Source organism: Allorhizocola rhizosphaerae (assembly GCF_003426775.1).
Taxonomy (GTDB): domain Bacteria; phylum Actinomycetota; class Actinomycetes; order Mycobacteriales; family Micromonosporaceae; genus Allorhizocola; species Allorhizocola rhizosphaerae.
On the sequence record NZ_QJUG01000241.1, the window covers coordinates 1 to 11,895 of the forward strand.

12 protein-coding genes are annotated in these 11,895 nt (G+C 68.7%); 8 read left to right on the forward strand and 4 right to left on the reverse strand.

The annotated features are described in order from the left end of the window. Positions 1 to 273 precede the first annotated feature (273 nt). Entirely contained in the window at positions 274 to 777 is a 504-nt protein-coding gene (locus tag DM816_RS34785) for a hypothetical protein (protein ID WP_117214706.1), read from the reverse strand. Then, positions 774 to 1,733, reverse strand: a complete 960-nt coding sequence (locus DM816_RS43115; RefSeq protein WP_162908135.1) for a helix-turn-helix transcriptional regulator — start codon at positions 1,731 to 1,733, stop codon at positions 774 to 776. The genes DM816_RS34785 and DM816_RS43115 overlap by 4 nt, the downstream gene beginning before the upstream one ends. Positions 1,734 to 1,928: 195 nt before the next feature. Here DM816_RS43115 and DM816_RS43120 point away from each other — a divergent pair, with 195 nt between their 5' ends. Both DM816_RS43120 and DM816_RS34800 read left to right on the forward strand, forming a co-directional pair. Then, positions 1,929 to 2,954, forward strand: a complete 1,026-nt coding sequence (locus DM816_RS43120) for an ATP-grasp domain-containing protein (RefSeq protein WP_162908136.1) — start codon at positions 1,929 to 1,931, stop codon at positions 2,952 to 2,954. Next, entirely contained in the window at positions 2,948 to 3,325 is a 378-nt protein-coding gene (locus DM816_RS34800) for a hypothetical protein (protein WP_117214709.1), read from the forward strand. The genes DM816_RS43120 and DM816_RS34800 overlap by 7 nt, the downstream gene beginning before the upstream one ends. Before the next feature lie 53 nt (positions 3,326 to 3,378). On the opposite strand, the gene DM816_RS34805 is transcribed toward DM816_RS34800, so the two are convergent. Together DM816_RS34805 and DM816_RS34810 are read right to left on the reverse strand one after the other, a co-directional pair. Then, positions 3,379 to 4,365: a hypothetical protein gene (locus DM816_RS34805; protein ID WP_117214710.1), complete on the reverse strand. Its 987-nt coding sequence runs from the start codon at positions 4,363 to 4,365 to the stop codon at positions 3,379 to 3,381. 90 nt (positions 4,366 to 4,455) lie between these two features. Then, a complete protein-coding gene (locus DM816_RS34810; protein ID WP_246002532.1) occupies positions 4,456 to 5,064 on the reverse strand; it encodes a class I SAM-dependent methyltransferase in 609 nt (202 codons plus the stop codon). Between the two features lie 206 nt (positions 5,065 to 5,270). Here DM816_RS34810 and ppdK point away from each other — a divergent pair, with 206 nt between their 5' ends. The 6 genes from ppdK to DM816_RS34840 form a co-directional block, all read left to right on the forward strand. Further along, a complete protein-coding gene (ppdK, locus tag DM816_RS34815) occupies positions 5,271 to 7,799 on the forward strand; it encodes a pyruvate, phosphate dikinase (RefSeq protein WP_246002534.1) in 2,529 nt (842 codons plus the stop codon). A 9-nt stretch (positions 7,800 to 7,808) separates the two neighbouring features. After that, positions 7,809 to 8,129 (forward strand): VOC family protein, encoded by a 321-nt coding sequence (locus DM816_RS43125; RefSeq protein WP_162908137.1) that lies wholly within the window; start codon positions 7,809 to 7,811, stop codon positions 8,127 to 8,129. A 65-nt stretch (positions 8,130 to 8,194) separates the two neighbouring features. Then, complete coding sequence (locus DM816_RS34825; RefSeq protein ID WP_117214712.1) at positions 8,195 to 9,418, forward strand: deoxyguanosinetriphosphate triphosphohydrolase; 1,224 nt, start codon at positions 8,195 to 8,197, stop codon at positions 9,416 to 9,418. Between the two features lie 422 nt (positions 9,419 to 9,840). After that, positions 9,841 to 10,239, forward strand: coding sequence for a YciI family protein (locus DM816_RS34830; RefSeq protein ID WP_117214713.1), 399 nt, complete (start codon positions 9,841 to 9,843; stop codon positions 10,237 to 10,239). Beyond that, positions 10,236 to 11,435: an RNA polymerase sigma factor gene (locus tag DM816_RS34835; RefSeq protein ID WP_211588984.1), complete on the forward strand. Its 1,200-nt coding sequence runs from the start codon at positions 10,236 to 10,238 to the stop codon at positions 11,433 to 11,435. Before DM816_RS34830 ends, DM816_RS34835 begins: the two co-directional genes overlap by 4 nt. Before the next feature lie 10 nt (positions 11,436 to 11,445). Beyond that, positions 11,446 to 11,895 (forward strand): CHC2 zinc finger domain-containing protein (locus DM816_RS34840; protein WP_246002533.1); only part of this gene is annotated, 450 nt, incomplete at its 3' end.

Sequence of the window (11,895 nt, forward strand, 5' to 3'; positions counted from 1 at the left end):
CCGGCGCGGCCATCGGCGCCGCGCCGGACCGGCCCTGGTCGGCCGCTGATGCCGCGGCGGCCGGCGTGGCGGCGAAGGCGAGCGCGCACAGCAGACCCGCGACGACCAGGCCGGCCCGCAGCAGGCTCGGCTTCTGTCCAGTGGACATTGGCATTTCCTCCGTTCTCCGGCCACATCGGCCGGACCTGTGCGCGACGGTATGCCGAGCCAAGTCCCTTGCGGAACAAGGGATTGCGCACCTTGCACTCACCTGCTGCGGGTTTGCGCAATCGGCTAGTTGAGTCGCCAGCAGGTGTTGCAGTTGGGGTGCGGTTCGTCCGGGGTGATTCCGGCAATGACATAGGTGGTGGCGGGATTGAGACTGGAGATTGAGAGGGTACCGAGCGAATCCGCCTGGATGAGGACGCACGACAGCCTGGTCTGCGGGTCGGGCATCAGGCACAGGCCCAGCTCCTGCCCCTTGGTCAAGGCGACCGAGACGTGGAACGAGGTGGTCCCCGCCGATGCGTATGAGGCGAGCATCCCGTCGTAGACATAGGCCTGCGTGTCATCGGGGGCGAACGTGGCCACGGCGAACTTCAGCTTGGGGTCGGCCGCGCACTCCAGCGAGCCCGGCATCTCGACCCGGTAGGCACCCGGCTCTATCTCCTGGAACACGCCGGCGCTGCCCTGCAGCGTGCCGGAACCGCACGGGTAGGTGGGCCAATCGGAGGAACCGGACTGTGGGATCGGCTGCGCCAGCGCGAGCAGGACCATCGACAGCAGCGCTTTGATCATTGGAGCTCCTTTGTGGACGCGGATTTGGCGGGCGGCGCGGCGGCCTTCGCGGCCCCGAGCACCAGCCCCAGCTGGAATCTGTTCTCAACACCGAGCCGGTCCATCAGCGCGCGCAGCGAATAGGCGATGGTGCGCTGGCCGAGCCCCAGCTGCTGGGCGACCGCAGTGTCGGTGTATCCCTCCGCCAGCAGCGTGACGATCGCTCGTTCTCGTGGAGTCATCACAAGGGATGACACGCTCGTCCGCCGTGGCAAGGTTGCGCCGGCCCAGATTTCCTCGAACAAAGCCACCATGGCGGTGACAATCGCGGGCTGGTCGATCTCCAAAGCCCCGGCGGCCAGATCGGACGGATCGACGGGCAGCAGCGCCACCCGCCGGTCGAACACCATGAGCTTGGTCGGGATGTGCGGCCGTTCCCGGTACTCGCCGGGGATGCCGTGTTGCAGGTGGACCGCCTCGTCGAAGGTGTCCGACGGCGGCACACCACAGTTGCGCAGCCGCACGCCGCGTGCCGACAGCTGCCGTTCGAGCGGAAGCGCGGCGGACACGGCCGCCTCGGTGAAGGCCGGTTCCGGGTTGAGCGCGAGGTGTTCGTGCCGCTCGGCCGCGACCAGCTGGGCGATCCGCTCCCGGACCGCCGCAACGCCCTGCAGGTGCGCGCCTTTGAGGCCCGCCGGATGCGGGCCGTGCGGCAGGCCCGTCCCATCGACCACCGCATGGTGCCGGCGGGACCGCTCCTCGGGATCCATGACATGCGGGCGGCGCCGTTGGCGAAGTGTGCTGACAACCGCGCCGACCGGCAACGCGAGCAGGGCCGGTTGGTCGCGCTTGGCGGACGGCGTCGGCCGGTCGATCGCACCGGCCGCCAGGAGCTCTTCGGTGGCCGCTTCGATGCGGCGCGCCGACATGCCCAGATCTCGGGCCAACCACGTGCAGGTGCGGGGCCCCAGGCTCACCAGCGCGCGATACAACAGGTCGGCATCTGGCGACAAACCCCATCGCACCAAGGAAGGCACGGGAGCGGGCACGGGAAAAGTCTGCTGTTCTTTCATGTCACCCCCAGTTGACCGCGCCAACCTAACCCAGGCGGTCAAGATTGGGTAGCTCCGGGCTCCAGCCCGGTTCGAGCAGGCGCGCGGATCGTTGGCCGCATGAACCTCGTGCTGACCGAGACCGACCTGGTGAGTCAGCCGATTCACGAGTGGCTGGGCGAGGCTGCCGCCGCCGAGACCGTGGTGCTCGCGCCGCAGCCGGTCCAGCGGGCGCCGCGGGGCGTGTTCGCGGGCTGGGTCACGACACCGGACTACCGCGACACCATCACCGAGCTGCTCGCCACCGAGATCGTGCTCGATTTCCCGATCGCCCGCCTGGCCGCGCTCGGCGACGCCGACCTGCTGCGCGCGGGACGGCTGCGCGACATCGGCGGCCTGGGCGGGCAGGGCTTCGCCGGTGCGCTGCGCTACCGGGACCGCTGGACCATGAAGGACCTCGCGTCCGACGCGGGCGTCGCGGTACCGACAAAAATGCTTGTAGAAGCGGTAGGGACGCTGCCGCACCGGCTCGGGGAGATCGGCCTTCCGGCGGTGGTCAGGGCACGCTGGATGCCGACGGCATCGGCCCGGGTGGTCAGCGACTTCGCCGACGTGACGGAGCTGATGCGGGCGCTGACCGGACGGGTGAAACCCTACGAGGTGATGGTGGAGCGGCACTTCGACGCGCCGATGTTGCATGTGGACGGTCTGATGTGCGACAGCTCGCTGCACATCGGGGTCGTCTCGGAGGCCGTTGTCGCCAAGACCGGCGCCGAGACCGTGGTCGCGCTGGACGAGGACGACTGGCGCTGCGGCACCCTGCTGGCGGCGACCGCCAAAGTCATTGCGGGCCTTGGCTCGCCCGACCACGTGCAGGCGTTCCACGCCGAGTTCGCGTTGCCGCCCGACGGTGAGCCGACGCTGGCCGAGATCGCGTGCCGGCACGGCGGCGACGGCTCGGTCGAACTGCTGCTCGCGCTGGCCGGACTGGACCTGCGGCGCGAGTCGCTGCTCGGTCAGCTGGGCCTGCCGCCCACGCCGATCGGGCAGCGGCTGCACGGCTCCAGCGGATACACCATTGCGGACGGTCAGATGCGCGTCGCGGTGGGCGACACCCCGGCGCAGGTGAGGGAGCGGTTGTGCTGACCATCTACCACGAGCATCCGGCGCTGCGCCGCGTCGAGTGGGTGTCACAGCTGGTGGTCGAGCTGCGGCGGGCACCGGGCTGGGTGCTCACCCCGAGCGGGGCCACCTGGCTGGACGACATGAGCCTGCGAGGCTTTGTGGCGCAGGGCAAGTGGCCCGCCAGGTTCGGCCAGCCGGCGGCGCTGTGGCTGCTGGACGGGCAGCCGATGCGCTCGCCGGACGGGGAGATCTGGCACCGGCTGGAGCCGGGGTCGTCCGCAGCATCCACGATGGACGGTTGGATCGGCGTGCTGTCCGGCGAAGGCATCGCCGAGGTGGTCGCGTCGCCCGCGGTCGACGACGACCCTCACGCCATCCCGGCATCGGGCTAGCCTGCTGGGCTATCGGCGTGGATAGCCCAGCACATGAGCAAGCCCATGGGCCGTCAGTCGGTGACGGGGACCGGCTCGGGTTGCGCCTCGGGTCTGGGTTCCGGCTCGGGCTCCGGCTCCCGCTGAGCGGGCACCATGAGCTGTGGCGGCGGCGCGGCGTCGCGCAAAACCGGCACCTGCATGGGTGTGGGGGAGCGCAGCACGCTGCGCATGTGGTACGACCCGCTGGCGATCTCGACCGGCTGCCGTGGCGGCGAGTTCAGCTGCACGAGCGGGAACTCGGCGGTCACCGTGTTGGAGGCTGCCGCGAGCGCCTCGGCCTTGGTGTTGGCCGCCTGCTCCGCCTCCTCCAGCTTCTGGGTGATGGCCGTCGTCAGCTTGCGGCTGACGGTCGTCTTCGACGGCACCGGCTCACCCTCCCCGGGGTTGAGCATGGCGTCGCGTTCCTCGGCCATCGAGTGACCCCACAGGCTCGCGGCCGCCGCGATGACCACGATGTCGGGCACGCCGAGCTTCTTGGCCAGCTTGGATTCGAGCTCGGTCGCGCCCTGCTCGGCCCGGGCCAGCGCGCGCACGTCGACATCGCCGAGGTTGGCGCGCACGATGATGCGCATCTTCTCCGCGGCCGCCTGGGCGAGCGCGAGCTCGGTGCGCTGCTGGGTCTCGATGTCGTCGAAGTCCAAAAAGGAGCGCCGGAAGGGCGCGGCGGTGACCAGTTCGCGAAGGTAGTGCAGGCTGATCGTGGTGCCTTCGATGGGCTGCCCGAAGTGCATCGAGCCGTCGCCGAGCAGCAGGTCGGACAGGCTCACTCGATAGGCCAAGGCGGATGTCAGGATGGGCGGGAGGGCGAGCAGCTGCTCGGCGCTGAGCGGCTTTTGGCCCCGTTCCACTGCCAGGTACCACGAGGTCGTCCACTCCAGTCCGAACTGGGCGGCGGCGCGCACCACGTCGTCCGGCTGGGCGGCGGTGACGCTGCGTAGCCGGCGCAGGTTCGCCGCGACCAGCTCGCGCAGGGTATATGGCGTCGGTGGGAGGCTCACGTGCTCCGACGTTACCGACGTGCATTCGGTGATGGCAATGTCACCAATCCGCCATCCCTCTTTCTTTTCGCGTCGAACATGGACCTAAGTTCATGATCGACGAGGGAGGGGGCGGGGGGAGTGGGAGAAGCGGAGGATGCGGGTGTGTTTGGTGGGGGTGCTTTCGACGTCCTCGTTGACGGGGACGTCGTACTCGGCTACCGCCTCGAAGCCGGTTTTGGGGGCGTAGGCGCGGCCCGGATCGCCGACGTAGATGTCAGCCGTGCGCTCGCGGGCCAGGAATGCCAGCACCTGTTCTGACATGTCACGGCTGTAGAAGACGTCACCCGCAAGGATGACATCGACGTCTATCGGTGCGATGGCCGGGAAGAGTAGGTTACCGTCGTGGACCCCAACCGCCACGTTGTTGGCGGCTGCGTTGAGATGGATGGCTTCAATGGCGTACCCGTCGATCTCATTCGCAATGACCAGGGCCGCGTCAGAAAGTGCCGCGGCTATGGCAACCAGCCCGGATCCGCTCGCAAGATCGAGGACTCGTCTTCCTCGCACGAGCTCCGGGTGGTCCATCACATAGCGGGCGAGGGCCTGCCCGCCCGCCCACGCGAACGCCCAGAACGGTGGGGCGTCGCGTTCGGAGTCCTCCCAGATGGGTATCACTTCCTCCGCGAGGTGGAGCTTTATTGCCGAAAGGAAGGTCAACGTAGTCAACTTAGTGTGGTCAAGCACGAAACTGTGCATGGAAACGCTCCCGAAAAACGGTCTGAACAGCACATCTGTAGATCAGTGTGCCAAAGCTCACGAGGACTCCCCCCATTCCTGACCGAACGTTTAGCGTCCCGCGAAAGACTGGTTTCGCAAGGAGGTGCTCGGTGACGAAGTACGTGTACGACTTCTCAGAGGGCCACATGGGGCTCAAGGATCTCCTGGGAGGCAAGGGGGCAAACCTTGCCGAGATGACCAGGCTCGGCTTGCCCGTGCCGCCCGGGTTCATCATCTCCACCGAGGCGTGCCGCGAATACCTGCGCGACGGCCAGACCCCCGCCGCGCTGCGCGAGGAGGTCGATCAGCACCTGAGCGACCTCGAAAAGGCCATGGGCCGCCGGCTCGGCGACCCCGAAGACCCGCTGCTGGTGTCGGTGCGCTCCGGCGCGAAATTCTCGATGCCCGGCATGATGGAAACCGTCCTCAACGTGGGCCTCACCGACCGATCGGTGCAGGGGCTCGCGGCCGTGAGCGGCAACGAGGTGTTCGCGTGGGACTCCTACCGCCGCCTGATCCAGATGTTCGGCAAGACCGTGTGTCACGTGCCCGAGTTCCCGTCGTTCGAGGGTGCGGACCCGCGCCGGCAGGTGCCGTTGTTCAAGCAGATCTTCCGCGACCATACCGGTCGCGACTTCCCGCAGGACCCCCGAGAACAGCTCGACATGGCCATCGAGGCCGTCTTCAAGTCGTGGAACACCGAACGGGCCGCGCTCTACCGGAGGCAGGAGCGCATCCCGGCCGACCTGGGCACGGCGGTCAACATCGTGGCGATGGTCTTCGGCAATCTCAGCGACGATTCCGGTACCGGTGTGGCCTTCACACGTGACCCGGGGACCGGCGCCAAGGGCGTGTATGGCGACTACCTCGCCAACGCGCAGGGTGAGGACGTCGTGGCCGGCATCCGCAACACCGTGCCGCTGGACCACATGCCCAAGCACTGCTTCGACGAGCTCATGCAGATCATGTCCACTTTGGAGGCCCACTACAAGGACCTGTGCGACATCGAGTTCACCGTCGAGCGGGGCAAGCTGTGGATGCTGCAGACGCGGGTGGGCAAGCGCACGGCCGCGGCCGCGTTCACCATCGCGTGCCATCTGGTCGACGAGGGTGTCATCGACATGGACGAGGCGCTCAGCCGGGTCAGCGGGGATCGGTTGGCGCAGCTGATGTTCCCGGCGTTCGACCTGTCCGCCGACCCTTCGCCGATCGCGCGTGGAGTCGCGGCGTCGCCGGGTGCGGCGGTGGGCAAGGCCGTGTTCGACTCGCATCGGGCCACGACCGATTCGATTCTGGTGCGGCGCGAGACCAACCCCGACGACCTGCCGGGAATGATTGCGGCGCAGGGGATTTTGACCAGTCGTGGCGGCAAGACCTCGCATGCGGCCGTGGTGGCGCGTGGGATGGGCAAGACGTGCGTGTGCGGGGCCGACGCGCTGGACGTGGACACGGCGGCGCGGCAGTTCACCGTGGACGATGTGGTCGTCAAGGAGGGCGACGTCATCTCCATCGACGGCACGACCGGCAAGATCTATCTGGGCGAGGTGCCGGTGTCGCCGTCGCCCGTGGTGCAGTACTTCGAAGGCACGCTCAAGCCCGAGGACGACGCTCTTGTCGAATCGGTGCACCGGATGCTGACGCACGCCGACAGCGTGCGCGAGCTCAAGGTGCGCACCAACGCCGACACGGGCGAAGACGCGGCGCGCGCCAGAAGGTTTGGCGCTCAAGGCATCGGGCTCACGCGCACCGAGCACATGTTCCTCGGCGACCGGCGGGCGCTGGTCGAGCGGCTGATCCTGGCCAAGACCGCGCAGGAGCAGCGCGAGGCGCTCGACGCATTGCTGCCGTTGCAGCGCAAGGATTTCGAGGAGATCTTCCGCGCGATGGCCGGGCTGCCCGTGACCATCCGGCTGATCGACCCGCCGCTGCACGAGTTCCTGCCCCCACTGGAGGAACTCGCCGTCAAGGTGGCGACCGGCGACGGTACCCCCCATGAAAAAGAACTTTTGACAGCCGTGAGACGGATGCACGAGCAGAACCCGATGCTGGGCCTGCGGGGAGTCAGACTCGGGTTGGTCATCCCGGGGCTGTTCGAGATGCAGGTGCGCGCGATCGCCCAGGCGGCCGCGGCGGTGGAAGGTGCGCTCCCCGAGATCATGGTCCCGCTGGTCGGCGCGGTCCAGGAACTGGAGACCGTGCGGGCGGAGGCGGTCAAGGTGCTGCAGGAGGAGGGCGTCCCGGACGTGCCGGTCGGCACGATGATCGAGGTGCCGCGGGCGGCGTTGACGGCGGGGCAGATCGCCTCGGCAGCCGACTTCTTCTCCTTTGGTACCAACGACCTGACGCAGATGGGCTGGGGCTTCTCACGCGACGACGTGGAAGGTGCGTTCTTCAGCAAATACCTGGAGCTCGGCATCTTCGGCGTCTCTCCATTCGAGACACTCGATCGCGATGGGATCGGGCGGCTGGTGCGGATCGCGGTCGAGGAGGGGCGCACGGTCAGGCCAGACCTGAAGATCGGGGTCTGCGGCGAGCACGGCGGCGATCCGGAATCGGTGCACTTCTTCCACGACGCCGGGCTCGACTACGTTTCGTGTTCGCCGTTCCGGGTGCCGATCGCGCGGCTGGAAGCCGGGCGTGCCGCACTCATGGCCTCAGGTGACAGCTCCGCATAGCATTTGTCGATGGGATTGCGCTGGCATGGCACGGCGGTCAACGCCATGGATCCGGCACGTTTGGGGCGCTGGTGGGCCGAGGTGCTCAGGGTCGGCGTCCTGTACGAACGCCCCGACGTCGTCGTGCTGCCGGGGCTGACCTTCGTGCGGGTCGACGACGACGTGGTGCCGGGCCGGAGCCGGGTTCATCTCGAACTCGACTCCGACGACATAGCCGCCGACGTCGAGAAGCTGCTCGACATGGGCGCCCGGCACGTCTCGTCGACCTCGGTGGAAGCGGTGCTGGCGGATCCGGAAGGCAACGAGTTCCGGGTCCGCCCGCCTCGCTGACACGTGTTGCGGGGTGGTGGGCGTTCGATGTGGAAGCGTCCGCCCGCCTCGCTAGACTGCTACTAGTGGTGGATCTCGATACCGAGCGCTACGCCCCCGAGCCGTTCAAAGCCGGCGGGCGGAGTCCCTATGAGCGCGATCGGGCGCGCGTGCTGCACTCGGCGGGGTTCCGGCGGCTGGCGGCCAAGACACAGGTGCACACGGCGGGCACGGATGACTTCCTGCGCACCCGGCTCACCCACTCGCTGGAGGTGGCGCAGATCGCGCGCGAGATGGGTTCGCGACTGGGATGCGACCCGGACGTGGTCGACGTGGCCGGGCTCGCGCACGATCTTGGGCACCCGCCGTTCGGGCACAACGGGGAAGACGCGCTCAACCAGGTGGCGCAGGCGTGCGGCGGGTTCGAGGGCAACGCGCAGACGCTGCGGGTGATCACGCGGCTGGAGGCCAAAGTGGAGGGTGCGGGGCTCAACCTGACCCGCGCCTCGCTGGACGCGACGTGCAAATATCCGTGGCCACGGGCGCAGGGGCGCCGCAAGTTCGGGGTCTATGCCGACGACATGGCGATGTTCGAGTGGTTGCGGCCGGCCGGGGCGGGGGAGCACCGGTGCCTGGAAGCCCAGATCATGGACTGGGCCGACGACGTGGCGTATTCGGTGCACGACGTCGAGGACGGGATCTTCTCGGGATTCGTCGCGCTGCGGCCCCTGCTGTCCGATCCGGACGAACGGGCCGCGCTGATCGCGGACGTGGCGGCGACCTACTCCTCTGCGCCTTTTGATGAGCTGGCCGAGTGCCTCGACCGGCTGCTGGCCGAGCCGGTGCTGGCGACGCTGGCCAGCTATGACGGGTCGCATCGGGGGCAGATCGCGCTCAAGACGTTCACCAGCGCGCTGACCGGGCGGTTCGTGGCGGCGGCGGTCGACGCGACGCGGGAGGTTTACGGGCCTCGGCAGCTGCGGCGGTATGCCGCCGACCTGGTCGTGCCGCATGCGGAGCGGGCGACGTGCGCGCTGCTGAAGGGGATCGCGCTGCGCTATGTCATGCGGCGGCGCGGGATGGAGCCGTGGTATGAGCAGCAACGGCTCATCCTGACCGATCTGGTGCGGGTGCTGTCCGAGATCGCGCCGGAGGGGCTCGACCCGGTCTTCGGTCCACTGTGGAAGGAAGCCCCGGACGACGCGGCCCGGCTGCGCGTGATCATCGACCAGGTTGCGTCGCTGACCGACCCGGCGGCGGTCGCCTGGCACCGCAGGCTCGTCCACAATGGACGGGCGGCCCGAGCCTAGCGCGCGGCCGCGCCACAGGAACAGCTCGCCTGGACCGGATCAAAGGTCGGTGATCGCCTCGTTGACCGTGTGCAGGGCGTGGGCGGAGAAGGGGAAGGTCCGCCCACTGCGGGAACTGCTCGCTCACCAGTCGGGCGACCATGCCGGTGATGATGTGGATTTCGTCGGGATGCATCGGTGGGGAGCATCGTCGAGGATCATGTGCTGGGGCAAACCGTTTCCGTCGCCCGTCCGCGGGGCGGCGCGTTATCCGGGATATTGCCGTAGCGGGCGCCACGAGGCCGCAATATGCCGGATGATGTCGCTGCGGGCGCGAAATCCGCCGCGTTATCCGGGATCCTGCGCTCAATTAATCAACCGTCATGGTGTGTGTCCATGTCGCGCGGCCAGCTTCGACCATAGGGTGAGAGAAGGGAGCGAACATGAAATACATGCTGCTCATGAACTACGCCCGGCCGGAGGATCTGCCGCCCGTGCACACCTGGACGCCCGAGGAGATCAGGGCGAGCGGGGAGCACATGATGGGCATCCATCGGGAGCTGTCCGAGGCGGGCGAGCTGGTCGGCACGGAAGGGCTGACGGCACCGGACGCGGCGAAGATAGTGACCAGTGACGGCGGTGTGCCGGTCGTGACGGATGGGCCGTTTCCGGAGACGAAGGAGTTTCTGGCCGGATACTGGCTGATAGATGTCGAAAGCGAGGAGCGGGCCATCGAGATCGCGGCGCGGACGTCGGCGGCGCCTGGGCCGGGTGGCAAGCCGACCGGCCGGCCGGTCGAGGTGCGCCCGGTGATGAGCCGGGGCGCGTCGGAATCCACGTGAACCATCTTCTCCGTGAGCTTGCACCGCAGGTCCTCGGCGTGCTTGTGCGGCGATACGGCGATTTCGCCGACGCTGAGGACGCGGTGCAGGAGGCGCTGATCGCCGCGGCGGCGCGCTGGCCGGTCGAGGGCACGCCGGACAACCCCCGCGGCTGGCTCATCACGGTCGCCGCGCGGCGTCTGGTGGACCTGTGGCGGGGCGACGAGGCGCGGCGCAGGCGCGAGGATCTGGCGGCGGCGCGCGAGCCCGCTTCGCCGCCGGAAGTGTCCTCAGTGGACGACACTTTGAAGATCTTATTTTTATGCTGTCATCCGGTACTGGCGGCGAGCGCGGCAATTCCTTTGACACTACGCGCTTTCGGGGGCCTGAGCACGGCCGAGATCGCTCGCGCCTTCATGGTGCCCGAGGCGACGATGGCCAAGCGGATCAGCCGCGCCAAGGCGGCCATCAAGGCGTCGGGCGAGCCGTTTCGCATGCACGCGAACCTCGCGCCGGTGCTGCACGTGCTGTACCTCATCTTCAACGAGGGATACGCGGCGAGCACGGGTTTCGACGTGGCACGCCCCGATCTGTCCGGCGAGGCGATCCGGCTGGCCCGGGTGCTGCACGCGGCCCTGCCCGACGACCCGGAGGTGGCCGGGCTGCTCGCGCTGATGCTGCTCACCGACGCACGGCGGCCCGCGCGAACGGGTGCGGGCGGGGAGCTCGTGCCGCTGGACCGGCAGGACAGAAGCCTGTGGGACCGTGCGCTCATCGCCGAGGGGGTCAAGCTGCTGGAGTCCGCGCTGCCGCGCGGGGCCGTCGGTTACTACCAATTGCAGGCCGCGATCGCGGCGGTGCACGACGAAGCCCCCGCGGGGGGCGAGACCGACTGGCCGCAAATCCTTGCGCTGTATGGGTTGCTGGAGCGCGTGTCACCCAACCCGATCGTGTCGCTCAACCGGGCCGTCGCCGTCGCGATGGTGCACGGCCCGGCCGCGGGGCTGGCGCTGCTCGGTCCGCTGGAGGCCCGGCTGGCCGGGTCGCACCGGCTCGACGCCGTCCGCGCCCACCTGCTCGAAACGTCCGGCGACACCGAGGGTGCGATCGCCGCCTATCTTCGCGCCGCCGGCCGCACCACGAGCCTCGCCGAACGCGACTACCTGACCGCGCAGGCGGCCCGCCTCAGTACCGGGGGTGTCAGGGGTACGGAATAGGATCGGGGCCATGGCCGGCGGTGGGCGGATTCGTGATGAGGACATTGCGCTCGTGCGCGAGCGCAGCTCGATCGTTGACGTCGTGTCCGAGCAGGTGACGCTGAAACCGGCCGGTGGGGGCAATCTCAAGGGGTTGTGCCCGTTCCACGACGAGAAGACGCCGTCGTTCACGGTCGCGCAGGGCCGCAATGTCTATTTCTGCCACGGTTGCGGCGAGGGCGGCGACGTCATCAACTTCGTGCAAAAGATAGACCATCTCACGTTCGTCGAGGCGGTGGAGCGGCTGGCCGACCGGGCCGGCATCGTGCTGCGGCGCATGGAGGCCGGGCCGGCGCCGGTCAGGCCGGCCGGGCAGCGGCAGCGGCTGGTCGAGGCGCACAAGGCGGCCCAGGCGTTCTATGCCGAGCAGCTGCTCACGCCGGGCGCGCGGGCGGCCCGCGAGTTCCTTGCGGCGCGCGGC

Coding starts and splice junctions, on each gene's coding strand:
- DM816_RS43125 (WP_162908137.1), top strand. CDS start 7,809: ATGGGATTGCGCTGGCATGGCACGGCGGTCAACGCCATGGATCCGGCA.
- DM816_RS43120 (WP_162908136.1), top strand. CDS start 1,929: ATGAACCTCGTGCTGACCGAGACCGACCTGGTGAGTCAGCCGATTCAC.
- DM816_RS34785 (WP_117214706.1), bottom strand. CDS start 777: ATGATCAAAGCGCTGCTGTCGATGGTCCTGCTCGCGCTGGCGCAGCCG.
- DM816_RS34830 (WP_117214713.1), top strand. CDS start 9,841: ATGAAATACATGCTGCTCATGAACTACGCCCGGCCGGAGGATCTGCCG.
- ppdK (WP_246002534.1), top strand. CDS start 5,271: ATGGGGCTCAAGGATCTCCTGGGAGGCAAGGGGGCAAACCTTGCCGAG.